This is a genomic window from Paenibacillus sp. FSL H7-0350, from assembly GCF_038593195.1.
Taxonomy (GTDB): domain Bacteria; phylum Bacillota; class Bacilli; order Paenibacillales; family Paenibacillaceae; genus Paenibacillus_AQ.
Genome location: NZ_CP151972.1, coordinates 5,194,453 through 5,211,737, shown reverse-complemented (window position 1 = coordinate 5,211,737; position 17,285 = coordinate 5,194,453). Strand labels below are relative to the sequence as shown.

14 protein-coding genes, 2 rRNA genes and 1 riboswitch are annotated in these 17,285 nt (G+C 53.7%); of the genes, 2 read left to right on the top strand and 14 right to left on the bottom strand.

The window, feature by feature from the left end:
• Positions 1-4: 4 nt before the first annotated feature.
• The 9 genes from purS to NYE24_RS23725 all read right to left on the bottom strand — a co-directional run bounded on the left by purS (position 5) and on the right by NYE24_RS23725 (position 9,620).
• A complete protein-coding gene (gene purS, locus NYE24_RS23765) occupies positions 5-250 on the bottom strand; it encodes a phosphoribosylformylglycinamidine synthase subunit PurS (RefSeq protein WP_019913657.1) in 246 nt (81 codons plus the stop codon).
• 160 nt (positions 251-410) lie between these two features.
• Complete coding sequence (locus NYE24_RS23760; protein WP_036693305.1) at positions 411-1,301, bottom strand: phosphoribosylaminoimidazolesuccinocarboxamide synthase; 891 nt, start codon at positions 1,299-1,301, stop codon at positions 411-413.
• 367 nt (positions 1,302-1,668) lie between these two features.
• Complete coding sequence (gene purB / locus NYE24_RS23755) at positions 1,669-2,964, bottom strand: adenylosuccinate lyase (RefSeq protein WP_036693308.1); 1,296 nt, start codon at positions 2,962-2,964, stop codon at positions 1,669-1,671.
• A gap of 6 nt (positions 2,965-2,970) precedes the next feature.
• Entirely contained in the window at positions 2,971-4,311 is a 1,341-nt protein-coding gene (purK, locus tag NYE24_RS23750) for a 5-(carboxyamino)imidazole ribonucleotide synthase (RefSeq protein ID WP_342476807.1), read from the bottom strand.
• Entirely contained in the window at positions 4,308-4,793 is a 486-nt protein-coding gene (gene purE, locus NYE24_RS23745; RefSeq protein ID WP_076158490.1) for a 5-(carboxyamino)imidazole ribonucleotide mutase, read from the bottom strand. The genes purK and purE overlap by 4 nt, the downstream gene beginning before the upstream one ends.
• A gap of 244 nt (positions 4,794-5,037) precedes the next feature.
• Positions 5,038-5,139, bottom strand: a riboswitch (purine riboswitch).
• 152 nt (positions 5,140-5,291) lie between these two features.
• Positions 5,292-5,726 carry a universal stress protein gene (locus NYE24_RS23740; RefSeq protein ID WP_036693311.1) on the bottom strand — a complete coding sequence of 145 codons (435 nt, stop codon included), beginning with the start codon at positions 5,724-5,726 and terminating at the stop codon, positions 5,292-5,294.
• Between the two features lie 51 nt (positions 5,727-5,777).
• The gene (locus NYE24_RS23735; protein ID WP_036693313.1) at positions 5,778-6,041 is read right to left on the bottom strand and encodes a DUF1294 domain-containing protein; all 264 of its coding nucleotides are present in this window, start codon (positions 6,039-6,041) and stop codon (positions 5,778-5,780) included.
• 78 nt (positions 6,042-6,119) lie between these two features.
• Entirely contained in the window at positions 6,120-7,367 is a 1,248-nt protein-coding gene (locus tag NYE24_RS23730) for an MFS transporter (protein WP_342476806.1), read from the bottom strand.
• 114 nt (positions 7,368-7,481) lie between these two features.
• Positions 7,482-9,620, bottom strand: coding sequence for a DNA topoisomerase 3 (locus NYE24_RS23725; protein WP_342476805.1), 2,139 nt, complete (start codon positions 9,618-9,620; stop codon positions 7,482-7,484).
• Between the two features lie 129 nt (positions 9,621-9,749).
• On the opposite strand from NYE24_RS23725, the gene tsaA reads away from it, so the two are divergent.
• Together tsaA and NYE24_RS23715 are read left to right on the top strand one after the other, a co-directional pair.
• The gene (gene tsaA / locus NYE24_RS23720) at positions 9,750-10,193 is read left to right on the top strand and encodes a tRNA (N6-threonylcarbamoyladenosine(37)-N6)-methyltransferase TrmO (RefSeq protein WP_051493310.1); all 444 of its coding nucleotides are present in this window, start codon (positions 9,750-9,752) and stop codon (positions 10,191-10,193) included.
• A gap of 18 nt (positions 10,194-10,211) precedes the next feature.
• Positions 10,212-11,117, top strand: a complete 906-nt coding sequence (locus tag NYE24_RS23715) for an AraC family transcriptional regulator (RefSeq protein ID WP_342476804.1) — start codon at positions 10,212-10,214, stop codon at positions 11,115-11,117.
• 75 nt (positions 11,118-11,192) lie between these two features.
• On the opposite strand, the gene NYE24_RS23710 is transcribed toward NYE24_RS23715, so the two are convergent.
• The 5 genes from NYE24_RS23710 to NYE24_RS23690 all read right to left on the bottom strand — a co-directional run bounded on the left by NYE24_RS23710 (position 11,193) and on the right by NYE24_RS23690 (position 17,193).
• Positions 11,193-12,329: a DUF4179 domain-containing protein gene (locus NYE24_RS23710; protein WP_036693317.1), complete on the bottom strand. Its 1,137-nt coding sequence runs from the start codon at positions 12,327-12,329 to the stop codon at positions 11,193-11,195.
• The gene (locus NYE24_RS23705) at positions 12,304-12,906 is read right to left on the bottom strand and encodes an RNA polymerase sigma factor (RefSeq protein ID WP_342476803.1); all 603 of its coding nucleotides are present in this window, start codon (positions 12,904-12,906) and stop codon (positions 12,304-12,306) included. Before NYE24_RS23705 ends, NYE24_RS23710 begins: the two co-directional genes overlap by 26 nt.
• Positions 12,907-13,048: 142 nt before the next feature.
• Positions 13,049-13,795 carry an acyl-ACP thioesterase domain-containing protein gene (locus NYE24_RS23700; protein WP_036693321.1) on the bottom strand — a complete coding sequence of 249 codons (747 nt, stop codon included), beginning with the start codon at positions 13,793-13,795 and terminating at the stop codon, positions 13,049-13,051.
• 228 nt (positions 13,796-14,023) lie between these two features.
• A 5S ribosomal RNA gene (gene rrf / locus NYE24_RS23695) occupies positions 14,024-14,140 on the bottom strand.
• Between the two features lie 126 nt (positions 14,141-14,266).
• Positions 14,267-17,193 (bottom strand): 23S ribosomal RNA (locus NYE24_RS23690).
• Positions 17,194-17,285: the final 92 nt, after the last annotated feature.

Below are 17,285 nucleotides of genomic sequence, written 5' to 3'. Positions count from 1 at the left end.
ACGTTTAGTCCTCCAATTCGTAGCGGTAATCCTCGATCACCGTGTTGGCCAGCAGCTTCTCGCACATTTCCTTCAGGCGTCCTTCCGCTTCTGCGCGGTTATCCGTATCGAGGGTCAGCTCCATATACTTGCCGATCCGCAGACTTTCAACTTCCTGGAATCCAACGGAATGCAGGGCACCCTGCACGGCAACTCCCTGAGGGTCGAGCACGCTTTTCTTAATGGTGACGTAGACTGTCGCTTTTAACATACGCTTGTAGTTCCTCCTAGAATTTAATGAACTGAATTAGGCTTACTGGCAGCTTGCTTAACTGCATAATGTACAACTATATTCTCAATATTCCCTGCAAAATTAGCTTTAGTTGTATTTCGTACAGCTATTTCTATGAAAATCTGCATTTTACGCCATCCTACAACGACTTCCCGGTAAGACGGTGATAAATATCCAGGTACCGGCGCGACGTCTCCTCGACTACCTCAGCCGGCAACGGGTCCGGCGTACTGTTTTTGTCCCAGGAGGAGGCTGACAGGTACGTGCGAACCGGCTCCTTATCCATGCTGTCGATCTCGATATCCAGTGCATATTTGTCCTTGGCCCAGAAGCGGGAAGCATCCGGCGTGAAGATCTCATCGATCAGAATCACCTTACCATCCAGCAGTCCGAACTCGAATTTGCAATCGGCGAGGATGATACCGCGTTCTTCACAATAAGCTCTGGCAAAAGCGAACAGCTTCAGGCTCTTCTCCTTCAGCTCCAGCGCAAGCTCTGCGCCGATCTGCTCCTGCATCTGCCCGAACGGAATGTCTTCATCGTGACCAACATCATTCTTAGCCGCAGGTGTGAAAATCGGCTCCGCCAGCACCGCATTTTTCCGCAGTCCCTTGGGCAGCTCAATGCCGTTGACTTGACCGGTCTCCTGGTACTGCCGCCAGCCGCCGCCTGTAATGCAGCCGCGCACGACGCATTCGATGTCAATCCGCTCGGCTTTGCGTACGACCATGATCCGGTTCTTCAGCGCTTCACGGTCCTTCACAATATCTCCGAGCTTGTCCACCTCGATATGCACCACATGGTTCTCGATCAGCTCCCGGGTCTGGCCGAACCAGAAGGCGCTGAGCCGGTTCAGTACATTGCCCTTGTCTGGAACCGCCGGGTCCAGCACATAGTCGAATGCAGAGATCCGGTCTGTCACCACGATCAGTATCTCATCCCCCAAATCATACAGCTCACGAACCTTGCCTTTGTAGAGCAGCGGCGCATTTACTAGTTCCACGGCAGTGGATACGGCTAGGTGTGTCATGACCTTTCCTCCCTTGAACAAATGATCTTGCTATATTCGGGCTAAAAGCTTTGGGAGGCTTGTTTCCTGAGCTTCGCATCAAGGAATTGACTACACCTTCGGGTTAATAGGGTCACTGCGGAAATTTTGGACTTCCGATCGCTGTTATGGTCATATTTCTCTGATTTAACCACAGGCTGTGGTAGAAATCGGACCATAAAGACGAACGCTTCGCTTCTACAGTTCCAAAATTCCTCTCCGTTCCTCCTTTACCCCAAACCTAAATTTCAATTTCCTGTGCCCCGCATATCAGGAACAAGCATCCCCGTCGCTCCGCCCAACTCTTCTCCAGCTCATCCCTTCACCACTGACTTACCTTTTTTATAAATTAGATCAGTTCCAGCTTGCGGAAGATGGTGTCCACATGCTTGAGATGCCAGGAAGGGTTGAACGCATCCTCGATCTCCTCCGCGCTAAGCACGGCTGTGATTTCTGGGGTGGCTTCCACGATGTCACGGAACTGGGTCTGTTCCTCCCAGGCCTGCATCGCACGCGGCTGCACGGTGTCGTACGCCTGCTCGCGGCTGAAGCCCTTGTCGATCAGTTTGGTCAGGATGCGGCCGGAGAACGGAACCCCGAAGGTACGGTTCATGTTGCGCTTCATATTTTCAGGGAATACAGTCAGGTTCTTCACGATGTTGCCGAAGCGGTTCAGCATGTAGTTCAGCAGCATGGTCGCATCCGGCAGGATGATCCGTTCTACGGAAGAATGCGAAATATCACGTTCATGCCACAGCGGCACGTTCTCGTAAGCTGTCATCATATGGCCGCGGATGACACGCGACAGGCCAGAGATGTTCTCGCAGCCGATCGGGTTGCGCTTGTGCGGCATCGCGGACGAACCCTTTTGACCCTTGGCAAAAGCCTCCTCCACCTCGCGGATCTCACTCTTCTGCAAAGCGCGGATCTCGGTAGCGAACTTGTCCAGGGAAGTGGCAACCAGCGCCAGCGCCGCCATATACTCTGCATGACGGTCACGCTGCAAGGTCTGCGTGGAGATCGGAGCCGGGCTGGTGCCCAGCTTACGGCAGACGAATTCTTCAACGAACGGGTCGATGTTGGCATAAGTACCGACCGCCCCGGAGATTTTGCCGAATTGCACGCCGTCCGCCGCATGACGGAAGCGCTCCAGGTTCCGCTTCATTTCCTCATACCACAGTGCCATCTTCAGGCCGAATGTTGTGGGCTCTGCATGTACGCCATGGGTACGGCCCATCATCGGGGTATCCTTGTAGGCGATAGCTTTGTCTTTTAGAATCTCAATGAACCGGATAATATCCTGCTCCAGAATCTCGTTGGCCTGACGCAGCAGATAACCCAGCGCCGTATCGACCACATCTGTCGAGGTTAGTCCGTAATGCACCCATTTGCGCTCTGCTCCCAGACTCTCGGATACCGCACGGGTAAAAGCAATCACATCATGGCGCGTCTCCAGCTCAATCTCATCAATCCGCGCGATATCGAATTTGGCATCCTTGCGCAGCTTCGCGGCATCCTCATGCGGGATCACTCCCAGCTCGGCCCACGCCTCACAGGCGCAAATCTCAACCTCCAGCCACGCGTTGAATTTATTCTCTTCGGTCCAAATGGCCCGCATCTCAGGTCTGCTGTAACGTTCAATCATAGCTTGTCAGTTCCTCCAAAGGTTAGTTTGCTCTACCCAGGACAATCCGTCGCCGGTATCCTTGCAGAGCAGGTTAATATGGCCCATTTTGCGGCCGGTTGTGCTCTCGGTCTTGCCATATATATGAAGCTTGGGTGATACTCCAAGCCTGCTCACTTCTTCATTCGCACGGCAGGCTGCCCGAACGGCACCTTCCAGATGCTGGCCGAGTACATTCACCATCACCACAGGAGTAAGCAGCGAGGTATCGCCCAGCGGCAGATTACAGATGGCCCGCACATGCTGCTCGAACTGCGAGGTCACGCAGGCATCCATCGTGTAATGGCCGGAATTATGCGGCCGCGGCGCCAGCTCATTGACGAACAGTTCTCCATCCTCCGTCACGAACATCTCAACCGCCAGCAGTCCGACCGCCTCCATGCCGGAGACAATCCGCTCGGCCAGCTCACAGGCCCGCTGTTGAATCTCCTCCGGCACCCGCGCAGGTACAATCGAGAGATGCAGGATGTTATCCACATGAATGTTCTCGGCAGGCGGGAAGCTCTTGACCTCCCCCGAGGCGCTTCGGGCCGCGATGACCGAAATCTCACATTTAAAAGTGATGAATTTCTCCAGCACCAGCTCCGGTATATCTGCTTGCGTCCCCGGCGCGACCTGATGGAACGCTGCAGCCAGCTCTTCCGGCCTGCGGATGACGGCTTGTCCCTTGCCGTCATACCCCCCTGTGGCTGTCTTCAGCACACAGGGCAGGCCCAGGTCGGCAGCCGCCGCTTCCAGCTCCGCCAGGCTGCCGACCTTGCGGTACGGGGCAACGGGCACGCCCGCCGACTCGATTGCCGCCTTCTCGCGCAGCCGGTGCTGTGTCGTATACAGCAGCGCGCTGCCCTGCGGCACGTACGATTCCTCCGTCAGCAGCGCGGCTACGCCCGCGTCAACGTTCTCGAACTCGTACGTGATGACGTCCGAGCGCCGTGCCAGCTCGCGCGCGGCGTCCCGGTCGTTATAAGCCGCAGTGATCTGCGGCGTCACCTGTCCGCACGGCGCATCCTTTGCTGGGTCCAGCGCCACGAAGCGGTAGCCCATGGCGCTGCCGGACAGCGCCATCATGCGCCCGAGCTGCCCGCCGCCGAGCACGCCGATCGTTGCGCCGGGCAGCAGCGTCCGTGGCGGCTGCGCCCCGGTTTCTTCCCGCTGTGCCTCAGCCCCGGCAGCTTCCGCTCTGCCTTCAGCCTTTACCGCCCCGGCACTGGCACCTTCCGCTTCGCCTTCAGCCTTCATCCCTCGCCCAGCCTTAGCCTGCTCCGCGCCACCCTCCAGCCGTCCGGCTTTCAGCTCCTCCGGGCTCATAGGCTCTCGCTGCTTTCCAACACCTCGCGCTGGGTCGCCTCGCGCCGCAGTTGCACCCGCTGCGCTACCTCCGGCTCGAAGGCGCCGATGATCTGCGCCGCCAGCAGCCCCGCATTGATAGCTCCGGCGCGGCCGATGGCTACTGTCGCTACCGGGATGCCCGCAGGCATCTGCACAATCGACAGCAGCGAATCCATGCCGTTCAAGGCCTTCGACTGCACAGGTACACCGATGACCGGCAGCGTGGTCTTCGCAGCCACCATACCCGGCAGATGCGCCGCACCGCCCGCTCCGGCGATAATGACCCGCAGGCCGCGCTCCGCCGCCTCCTCGGCATAACGGAACATCAGATCCGGTGTGCGGTGTGCAGAGACAACCTTTTTCTCATAAGCTATATCCAGCTCCTCCAGCACTTCACAGGTATGCTGCATCGTTTCATAGTCCGATTTGCTGCCCATAATGACACCAACTTGCACAGACATCGTTCACCCAGCCTTCCATTTCCGTTATAGAGATTTCTCTGATTTCAGTGTGTCCCGTTTCCTGCCAATTCCCGCATGAACCGTGAAAAATAGCCCGGACTCCAGACGCATTCTGCTGCGGGTGGACCCGGACTACTAAAGGAATCAGGTGATAACCGCCTGGCAGCCGCACTCTCCCCGTTCTAACAGGCAGGAGAATGCAGGAACACCGCCCCGGTCTGCGGGGAGGCTAGCTGCTATCGTTCCAGTTATCCTATTTCCTCGTAGTCCGGCAATTTACGGTTACCGGGTAGAAACTTCCGGGCCCTATCCCCGGTTTTATACGAGCTCTTCATAGATTCAGTTTAACAACGCCCTACACATCATGTCAACTTAAACACGAACATTGTCATATCATGTCTGCAAATTGTTCGCTTTTGGGCATAAATGAAAATCTTATTCCCGCTAATCCGCCTAAAAAAAGGGGAACGCCGCAGCGTTCCTCTACTAAAGTTCCTATTATTTAACAACCAGCACCGGAATGCGCGCACTTTGCACCACATTATGGCTGACGCTGCCCAGAACGAATTCCCGGATACCGCCCAGCCCCCGGCTGCCGATTACGATCACATCTGCATCCTGCTCCTTGGCATAATTCAGAATAATTTCCGCAGGCGATCCCTGCAGCAATTCTACCGTAGCATTCAGACCTTCGGCTTCCAGGCGGCTTTTCACTTCTTCCGTAGTCTGGACCGCGAGATCATAATAATCCTTGTTCACCGATGCCGGCAGAGGCGCGAGAGCTTCCCCGATGAAGAACCGGGGGAATTCAAATGCGTGTACGACGTACAGGGAAGACCCTGGAGTTACCTTAGCCAGCTCGATCGCCCGTTCCAGAGCCTGATTCGAAGCCTTTGAACCGTCATAGGCAAGCAGAATTTTAGAGAATAACATTTACGCCACCTCTTTCTATTATTTACATCATCACCAAGCCTTGCAAAGGGCTTACCTCAAAAAATACCCATACAGCACCATATTCAGCAGCAGCAGCAGCGGAATTCCGAGTCTGAAGGAAGTATGCCTTGTCTTGTGGCGCTTGCGGTACATGGCAATCAGCACACCCAGCGCACCGCCCATGAACGCCAGCAGAAACAATGTTTTCTCCGGCACCCGATCCCGTCTCTTCCGGGCCTTGTTCTTGTCTTCCGACATTACTACATACCCGATAATGTTGATCAGCGCGAACCACAGCAATACCACCTTGACCATCCTTCCGGCCCCTCCTCCTAGCATCCTATCTGCACTCTATTATATTACCCTTTCCGGCAAAAAACCAATAACCTCACATCACCGGCCCTGCAACTGCCGCTCTTTCTTGCTCCGCCCGCCTGCGGCTCCGGCCTCCCTGATCCAGAACCAGGACAGTACCGCTGCAAGCACCGCTGCCATGGCTCCCAGCCAGAAGCCTCCTCGCAGACCATAAGCCGCACTCATCCATCCCGCTACAAAAGGACCGCCGGACATACCAATCGCATACACCGCCTGATAGAACCCCATCGCTGTCGCCCGCTTGAACGGAGCTACCCCGGAGACGGATTTACCCAGCAGCAGCGGGAAGATCAGTCCCTGCATGAACCCGTTCCCGATCTGTGTTACACATAACGCAGCAAGCGTTGGCATCGAAGGAATGAGCAGCGTGAACACCGCACTTCCGGCAAAACCAAGCATCAGCGTCCCCCGGTCCCCCAGCCACCGGCCGAACAGCCGCGCACCATAGAGGGTTGCTATCGCATGAGGCAGCATAAAAGCCAGCGTCAGCCAGCCGAGACTCCCCTTGCTCGCTCCAATATAGAGCGCCTGATTCGGCGTGTAGCCGAACATCGTAATGAACAGCACACAATGGGCCAGCACCGATAACAGCGATACTTTTACCAGCAGCGGCTCCTTCACTACACCGGCCAGGTCCTTTATCTGAATCGCCGTGCGCTTCTCCAGCTGTTGCTCTGGAAGACGGACGACCAGCAGCATCGCAGCCACCGCCACAATCCCTCCGATGATGAACGGAGTATTCCAGCCGAAGTGTTCTACGATATACCCGCTGATCATCATACTGGTCAACTGGGCAATCACCGTGGTGAACTGGAGCATACCCATAGCCCTGCCCGCCTCTTCTTTCGGAAAATACCCCGCGAACATCACCGAGTACACGACCCACGCCGATGCCGCTATCCCCGAGACCGCCCGCGCCGCCAGCGCCCAGCCCGGATGGGCCCCTGCCAGGAACAGCAGACAGCTCGCTCCGCTTGCAATCAGCCCCAGATAAATGAACGGCCGCCGCCGGTTAAGCACATCTGACCCCATCCCTATCGGCAGCCGGAACAGAATCTGCATCAGGCCGTATATCCCCAGCACCGCTCCTACCATGAAATAAGAAGCTCCCAGATGCTCCACATACGGCGAGAGCACCGGGACATAGATATACGAAGAGAACCAGAACATAAAGACTATCACCAGAAAATACAACCGGCTGCTCTCCTTCGTACCCTGAGCCTCTGCCGCTTTCACCACACCCTCTATCCCTTCAGCCGCTGCCACTTCTCCACCTGCCCCACTCTATTTAGCGGAACCCTAACACCGGATCCCGTATCAATCATTTACAGTAAAGCATATCTGCCGTCCCTTAGACAGCCTTACTTTGGCTTCTTGCGGCTACTTGCCCTTCTGTTTCGCTTCCATCGCAGCCTTCAGCAGATCACCAAGATTGTTGCCGGCACTTTCCGTCTTGCTGTACTGCTGAACCAGCTTCTGCTGCTCGCGTTTATTGATATGCTTGTGGTCCTTATCCATCGTCTCTGTAATGCCGCAGCCGAGGCACTGCACATACTTTCCGGCCTTGCCTTCCTTCATCTCCATCTTCTTATGGCACTGCGGGCAGCGGCGGTTCGACAACTGCTTCTCGCCCGCCCGGGTGTAGCCGCAATCCTCCTTCGGACAGACCAGCAGCCTGCCGCGTTTGGTCTTCTTTTCTAACATCCTTGTTCCACACTCCGGACAATGGCTGTTAGAGACATTATGCGGCTTGTATTCCGCTCCGCTGTTCTTCACCCCGGACACCAGCTCCTGGGCCATACTCCGAATCCCCTGCAAAAAAGGCTCCGGGCGCCCCTGCCCGCGCGCAATTCTCTCCAGCTCCGCTTCCCAGCGTGCCGTCAGCTCCGGTGTACGCAGCTGCCCCGAGACCAGCTCAATCAACTGCTTCCCCTTGCCGGTCGGATGCAGCAGATTGCCCTGCCGTTCAATTGTATCCGAGCTGACCAGCTTCTCGATGATATCCGCACGTGTGGCCGGTGTCCCCAGCCCATGCTTCTCCATCTGCGTCAGCAGCGTGGCTTCGTTATAACGCTTCGGCGGATGTGTCCGTCCCGGCTTGATGATGCAGCGCGCAAGCTTCACGCTATCGCCTTCCCGCAGCTCCGGCAGCTTCACATTGCCTGCTGCGGGTTCATCCCCCGCATTCTCCTCTTCGTCATCCGAGCTCATATCTCCGCCGTATACCTCACGCCAGCCTGCATCCTTGACGGTAGTTCCCTTCACATAGAAGCTTTCACCATCCACGGTTACCGTTACAGCTACGGCGTCATAACGGGCCGGAGGATAGAACAGGCTAATGAACCGCCGTACGATCAGATCGTAGAGCTTCCGCTCTTCCGCACTCAGCAGATTAAGCAGCACCGTCTGCTCTGTCGGAATAATCGCATGGTGATCACTGACCTTGCTGTCATCGACAATCCGCTTCGTAATCGGCAGCGGCTTCCGCAGCAGCGGTCTGGCGAGGGAGGCATACGGCCCGACAGCCACACTGTCGAGTCTTTCTTTTAACGTACCCGTCATATCAGCGGTCAGATAACGGCTGTCTGTACGCGGATAAGTGACCAGCTTATGTTGTTCATACAGCTTCTGGAGCACACTTGAGGTCTGTTTGGCCGAGAAGCCAAATTTGCGGTTGGCATCCCGCTGCAGCTCGGTCAGATCATAGGCCAGCGGATGCGGCTCGCTTTTCTCACTCTTTTGTACCTTAGTGATCCGCCCGCTGCGGCCTGTAAGCTTATCCTTAAGGACATCTGTCTTCTCCCTGTCAAAAATCCGGCCGTCCCCGCCCTGCGCACGCCACCCCGCCTGGAAATTCCCGAAGTCCCCAGTCAGCAGGTCATATTCCTGGGAACGGAAGCCGGTAATCTCACTCTCCCGGTCCATAATCATTCCCAGGGTAGGTGTCTGCACACGCCCCGCAGAGAGCGGCGCGCCGAACTTGCAGGTTAAGGCCCGCGTCACATTCAGCCCGATCATCCAATCCGCCTCAGCACGGCAGCGTGCAGATTCATACAGGCGGTCGAAATCCCGTCCAGGCCGCAGAGAAGCGAAGCCCTCTTTAATGGCCTTATCCGTCTGCGAAGAGATCCACAGCCGCCGGAACGGCTTTTTCCAGCCAGCCATATTCATAATCCAGCGGGCCAGCAGCTCACCCTCACGGGCCGCGTCTGTTGCCACGATCAGCTCTTCGATATCCTGCCGCTTCATTAGCTGCTGCACGGCCTTATATTGCTGACTGGTCTCGCGCAGCACCTTCAGCTTGGCCTTCTCTGGAAGAATCGGCAGATCCTCCAACGCCCACGTTGCATATTTATTGTTATAGTCCTCAGGCTCAGCCAGACCAACCAGATGCCCGAGAGCCCAGGTCACCACATATTTCGGACCTTCCATATAACTCTTCTGTTTATTTCCACAGCCCAGCACCCGCGCAATCTCACGGGCTACCGACGGCTTCTCTGCTAATACTAATACCTTCATCGTCCAAACCCCTCCCTGTCATCAACAACCTATTATACCATGACATACAAGTCCGCAATTATCATCAGGCCGAATTCCCTTTACTTCCGATAGACTAGAATCATCCCCAGCCGAAAGGAGTCACAGACAATGTCCGCATCAGAATCGTATAATATTATACCAGTAGGAGTTGTAACAGGAACACAGCAGAACCTGCAACTTGAGATTAGACCCGAATACAGACCCGCCTTGAAGGGGTTAGAGGCCTTCAGCCACTGCCAGATTCTATGGTGGATTCATGAATTTGCAGCAGATCACTTCCGGGGAACTACGCAGATTGAGCCTCCCTATGATGCCCCGGTTAGCGGTGTATTTGCCACCCGGTCTCCGGTCCGCCCTAATCCGCTTGGACTGACGGTTGCCCGTATTCTATCCGTTGACCTAGATCAGGGAATTGTGGAGGTCAGCGGACTGGATGCCTATCCGGGAACGCCCGTGCTTGATATCAAAGCTTATTTCCCTTCCACCGACCGTGTCTGTCAGGTTAGAGTGCCTGCATGGGCTGCCTCATGGGGAGAGTGGACTGTAGAGTAACCTAGAGGAGAGGACTTCATGAAGAACAGCCAGCTCATTCTACAGGCGATTGAATATATTGAATCGAAACTGAAGCAGCCGCTGTCTGTTCTGGACCTCTCCAGAGAGACCGGCTATTCCCTGTTCCACTTTATCCGCCTGTTTCAAGGGGTTACCGGACTCACACCGGGCGACTATATGGCAAGACGGAGGATTTCAGAGGCGGCCCGGGATATTCTGAGCAGTCCCGAGCGGACTTTTCACGAGATCTCACTGGACTATGCTTATAATGATTACGAGACCTTCACCCGGTCCTTCAAAAGACTGCTGCACACCACTCCCCCCCATATCCGTCACAAGTCTAACCCGGATATCCCTCTGTTGCTCCATCCCTTACAGCCCGCTGATTTGACGCACTGGTCAGACCAGAAGGGCGCCTCTCCTGACCTGATTGAGCTTGGTGAAATCAGACTTCAGGGGCGGTTCATTACCGTTACGCAAGATCAGTCGGTCATCGGATCCGCATGGGAGCAGCTGTTCAGCAGCCTTTCTGCTATCCCGGACCGCAAGCTGCCAGAACAATATTACCAGCTAGGCTATTGGCCGGATAACTATGAGGATCAGGGAATCTCCTTTCACATTGCCTGTGAGTTGAACACCCTGGCATCTGTACGTACCGGCAATACCGTTCAGTCGAGTTGCGAACAAGTTGGCAGCAACCTGCCTATCCATACACTGCCGCCAGCACGTTATCTCAGATTTAAGCATACAGGGCCATCCGCAGAAGTCTCTGCCACCTACAAATATATCTATGGCGTTTTTCTGCCGAGAACCGATTACCGCCTGAACCTCTCCTATGAATTTGAATACTACGGCAAGGACTATCTCGGACCGGAGCATCCGGATTCAGTAAGTGAAATCTACATTCCGCTAACATTGCTTTAATCGTCAAAAAGCCCGCATCTGCACAGCAGACGCGGACTAGAGCATAAATTATTTCACACCTAACTTTTCTGAAATTCAAGGAATTTGTATCGTTGTTTCAAGCTCCTTCATATAAGTTTTTACCGGTTTCCCATCGGCATCCAACAAGAGTTTCGGCTCATTATCCAGAGTCATTGTATACGGTCTGACCGTAATCGTCTTGGGTTTTTGCGGGAAGGTATTGTACAGGCTATCCACAATAGGATGCTGAACCGCCTTCATCATGGCATATCCGAGACCCTTTGGACCAATAACATTACCGGCATCATCCACAAGCTCATAGAATACCTCCGTTGGACCATATTCCCCTGTCTGCTCCGGCGATGCAGGCACCTCTCCTTCGCTGGTGACGACCAGCCTCATCGCAGCAGGCGTGATGTCCAGACTCTTTACTTTATAATGGAAGGAGTCTTTGCTTGCCCCCTGACCCGGAGTAAGATTGATGATCCCCTCCGCAAGCTTCTTCACCGTCACCTGGAACTTAAAGGGCTCGGCGATTTGGGCAACCGGCACACTGATATTTACCTTGAATTCATCTCCGAGAGCTGATGTATTCCACAATTCTCTCATTTCCAATAAAAGGGTATTGGGTTGCCCCTGTACGTCGCCTGTAGAAGAAGAACCGAAGCCCATACGCTCACCAGATTCCAGGGTAACTTCAGGCAACCCCAGCAGGCCTTTCGTCGATTGATCGAATTCATGGGTTTTATAATCAGTAATCTCCGCCAGCATCCGCTCATCCGCTACTCCAGCCCTTTCAAATCCAATAGCCAGTTGAATCCCGTCATAAAATACCTCTGTAACACTTAACGTCACTCCATCTTTGGTCACGCTCATGTTAGGTGAAGTGGTCAGCCCCTGTTCCGCCGCCAACTTCAAACCTGGGTTCTCCGTATGCTTGAATATACTGTTGAACACGGGGAGCTGACTCAAAGTATCGGCCCAGGCCGGGGAGATGAATCCTGCAGTTATCGTACCTAATCCTATCACTGCAGCTATACTTGCGGCTGCTAACGTCTTCTTAAGCAATTTGCTTCCTCCTCTGGTCTCCAAATGTTCGATCCGGTTCATAATCTGCTCATTATAGCTATCAACAGGAAACTCCACTCTTCCGACACTGCTGCGAATATGTTCCAGCATTTGCTTCTCAGTTTGATTCTGCCATTTCTCCATGAGCACATTCTCTCCCTTCATCCGCTTTTTGCTGAATCAGTTTTTTACGGAGCCGTTCATATTTTTTGCGCAATGCCGGCGAACTGCTTCCGGTAATCATTGAGATCTCTTCGAAGCTGTATTGTTCAATGACACGAAGGATTAATAGCCCCCGCTCTTCCGAAGTGAGTTTTTCCAAAATCCGGTCTACCGGCGGCTCCTCCGGCAACGCTTGTTGATGCGTCATCAACTGCAGCTTATAAAGGGACAGCAACCGGCTGCGGCGCTTACGCCTGCGTAGCTGGTCCAGGCAATGATGATAAGCCACCTTATATAGCCAAGCCGAAAAAGAAACCCGCTTCTCATAACGCCTAAGCTGCTGATATACCTTCACGAATATATCCTGCACAGCGTCCTCTGCTTCTTCACGGTTTCTTAGGAGATAGTAGCAATACGTGTAAATCTTTCTTTCATATTCCGTAATTATTGTTGTAAAAGCTTGCCTGTCACCTGCGTGTACCTGATGAATAGCTTCTTCAATCTTTTTGGATTCAGGTGGGCCCCCGGGGTTGCCTTGCTCCAAAGAAATCACCTCCATTTTCCTTTTACACCTGTATAACGATTATCAATTGTGTATTTGTGACATATAAGAAAGTAGCAAATATGACAAAAGACAGTTCCCCTGAAATCCGAGCAACTGTCTAGATTTAACATTATGTAAGTCTCTCTCAGACATCTATCTATCTTCTAAGCTTCAGGCAAGCTTCAAAAAAGATTCGTCCCCCGCCTTGACCGCGCACATATACCCCTTCTTCAGTCAGAGAAGAACGCATAACACTAATCTCCTCACCATACTTGGCTTCCTGGGCATAGGTAATATGGAGCCCCGTAAGCTCTAACTCCTCCCACTCCTCCAGCGCCAGAGCATCACAGCATAAATCTGCATACCGCGCATTGTTAAGATGTTTGTTGTTATCCAGCCCGCTATATCTTACCTGATAACGGTAGGCCTCCTGCAAGGGAAGTTCTGGTGGAATGATTACTTTATCCGGCAGACTGCCTACGGAATCCTCTACATATGGCTCGACAACAATAGGCAAGGCTGACGGACGCAAAATCTTTCGTTTGCCGATATCCACAAGCGCCCAGATCGATCGCGCCGAAGCTAGTTCTACACCTTGGGCATCATAAATCCGGTAATCCCGCTGCCAGAGCGGTCCTTTGTTTCCTTTACTCCAGGTGTGTACATCAAGAAGCTCACTCGGGGACGGCAGACGCTGCAGATTCAGATCAAGGGTGATAACCATCCAACCCATTCCCGCCTTAAGCATACTCTCCATACTTAGCCCAAGACTGCTTACAGCCGAATCCGCAGCACGCTGCATGATATCCAGCAGAAAGGAGAGCTTGCCCCTTGACCGGTAATCCGTGTCACTTGCCTGAACCCTGAACTGCTCTGTCCACAAAAAGCTGCTGTGCTTGTCCATAACTTTCGGCTCCTTCGTCTAACTATCCCCAATTTTCCGTGCCTATCCACATTATTCTACCGGATATCCACATCATTTGGGGAGAAGTATCAAAAAAACTAAATCTATCCACATGTGTATAACTATGCTCCACTTGTAAGAATACCTGAATTCTACTCACAAGCTGTCCACACACTTCCCCGAAAATACAAAAAGACCACTGTCGAGGTATCAACAGTGGTCTTGCGTGCTTGGCAACGTCCTACTCTCCCAGGACCCTTCGGTCCAAGTACCATCGGCGCTGGAGGGCTTAACGGTCGTGTTCGGGATGGGTACGTGTGGAACCCCTCCGCTATCGCCACCAAACATGCGTCTGTGAAACAGACGCTGCCGCTAGAAATTCGGTTCATCACGAATGTGTGAATGAATTTCGTTGCGTTCAGGAATTGATTCCTGAAAACTGAATCCGAAACGAATCTGCGTGATAGAAATTTGGATAAGCCCTCGACCGATTAGTATTGGTCAGCTCCATGCATTGCTGCACTTCCACCTCCAACCTATCTACCTCGTCGTCTTCAAGGGGTCTTACATACTGGGAAATCTCATCTTGAGGGGGGCTTCACGCTTAGATGCTTTCAGCGCTTATCCCGTCCGTACGTAGCTACTCAGCCATGCTCCTGGCGGAACAACTGATGCACCAGCGGTACGTCCATCCCGGTCCTCTCGTACTAAGGACAGCTCCTCTCAAATTTCCTGCGCCCACGACAGATAGGGACCGAACTGTCTCACGACGTTCTGAACCCAGCTCGCGTACCGCTTTAATGGGCGAACAGCCCAACCCTTGGGACCTACTTCAGCCCCAGGATGCGATGAGCCGACATCGAGGTGCCAAACCTCCCCGTCGATGTGGACTCTTGGGGGAGATAAGCCTGTTATCCCCAGGGTAGCTTTTATCCGTTGAGCGATGGCCCTTCCATGCGGTACCACCGGATCACTAAGTCCGACTTTCGTCCCTGCTCGACTTGTAGGTCTCGCAGTCAAGCTCCCTTATGCCTTTGCACTCTGCGAATGATTTCCAACCATTCTGAGGGAACCTTTGAACGCCTCCGTTACTCTTTAGGAGGCGACCGCCCCAGTCAAACTGCCCGCCTGACACGGTCCCCGTACCGGGTTACGGTACTAGGTTAGAACCTAGATACGATCAGGGTGGTATCCCAACGGCGCCTCCGCAGAAGCTTGCGCTCCTGCCTCAACGGCTCCCACCTATCCTGTACAGATCGTACCCAAATTCAATATCAAGCTGCAGTAAAGCTCCATGGGGTCTTTCCGTCTTGTCGCGGGTAACCTGCATCTTCACAGGTATTAAAATTTCACCGGATCTCTCGTTGAGACAGCGCCCAAGTCGTTACGCCATTCGTGCGGGTCAGAATTTACCTGACAAGGAATTTCGCTACCTTAGGACCGTTATAGTTACGGCCGCCGTTTACTGGGGCTTCGGTTCACAGCTTCGGATTGCTCCTAACCACTCCCCTTAACCTTCCAGCACCGGGCAGGCGTCAGCCCGTATACTTCGCCTTACGGCTTCGCACAGACCTGTGTTTTTGCTAAACAGTCGCTTGGGCCTTTTCACTGCGGCCCCCTCGGGCTATTCACCCTACCGAGGCACCTCTTCTCCCGAAGTTACGAGGTCATTTTGCCGAGTTCCTTAACGAGAGTTCTTCCGCGCGCCTTAGAATTCTCTTCTCGCCTACCTGTGTCGGTTTGCGGTACGGGCACCTTCTCCTGGCTAGAGGCTTTTCTTGGCAGTGTGAGATCATGACCTTCGCTACTATAATTTTCGCTCCCCATCACAGCCTGGCCTTAATAGTGTGCGGATTTGCCTACACACCAGCCTCACTGCTTAGACGGACATCCATCAGTCCGCGTCACTACCCTCCTGCGTCACCCCATCGCTCATAGCGGATTACGGTGGTACAGTAATTTCAAACTGTTGTCCTTCGACTACGCCTTTCGGCCTCGCCTTAGGTCCCGACTTACCCTGAGCGGACGAGCCTTCCTCAGGAAACCTTGGGCTTTCGGCGGATCAGATTCTCACTGATCTTTTCGTTACTCATACCGGCATTCTCACTTGTATGCTGTCCAGCGCTCCTTACGGTACACCTTCAACCCACATACAACGCTCCCCTACCCCAGATGCAAAGCATCTAGCCATAGCTTCGGTGGTGTGTTTAGCCCCGTTACATTTTCGGCGCAGAGTCACTCGACCAGTGAGCTATTACGCACTCTTTCAATGGTGGCTGCTTCTAAGCCAACATCCTGGTTGTCTGTGCAACTCCACATCCTTTCCCACTTAACACACACTTGGGGACCTTAGCTGATGGTCTGGGCTGTTTCCCTTTTGACAATGGATCTTAGCACTCACTGTCTGACTCCCGGCAAGAAGTTAATGGCATTCGGAGTTTGACTGAGCTTGGTAACCCTTGCGGGCCCCGCACCCAATCAGTGCTCTACCTCCACCACTCCATTCACCGAGGCTAGCCCTAAAGCTATTTCGGGGAGAACCAGCTATCTCCGAGTTCGATTGGAATTTCTCCGCTACCCCCACCTCATCCCCGCATTTTTCAACATGCGTGGGTTCGGGCCTCCAGTGCGTGTTACCGCACCTTCACCCTGGACAGGGGTAGATCACACGGTTTCGGGTCTACGTCCACATACTCAGTCGCCCTATTCAGACTCGCTTTCGCTGCGGCTCCGGCTTCTCACCTTAACCTTGCATGTTAAACGTAACTCGCCGGTTCATTCTACAAAAGGCACGCCATCACCCATAAAGAGGGCTCTGACTTTTTGTAAGCACACGGTTTCAGGTTCTATTTCACTCCCCTTCCGGGGTGCTTTTCACCTTTCCCTCACGGTACTGTTTCACTATCGGTCGCCAGGTAGTATTTAGCCTTAGCAGATGGTCCTGCTGGATTCATACGGGGTTTCACGTGCCCCGCACTACTCGGGATCCGTCTCGGAGAGAACACAGTTTAGGCTACAGGGCTTTTACCTCTATCGCGGGCCTTTCCAGACCTCTTCGCCTACCATATTCCTTTGTAACTCCATGTGAGACGTCCCACAACCCCAAGAGGCAAGCCCCTTGGTTTAGGCTGTTCCGCGTTCGCTCGCCGCTACTGACGGAATCACTATTGTTTTCTCTTCCTCAGGGTACTTAGATGTTTCAGTTCCCCTGGTCTGCCTCTGCGTATCCTATGTATTCAGATACGAGTAACTGCGAATTACCACAGCTGGGTTTCCCCATTCGGACACCCCCGGATCAAAGCTTGCTTACAGCTCCCCGAGGCAGTTTCGTTGTTCGCCACGTCCTTCGTCGGCTCCTGGCGCCTAGGCATCCTCCGTGTGCTCTTAGTAGCTTAACCAACGTTCCGGTGTTTTGCTTGTTTGCACAATCAAAAACCTTCACTTTGTAGCAACTAATAACTATTTCAACTTGCTTACACAAGTTTCAGCT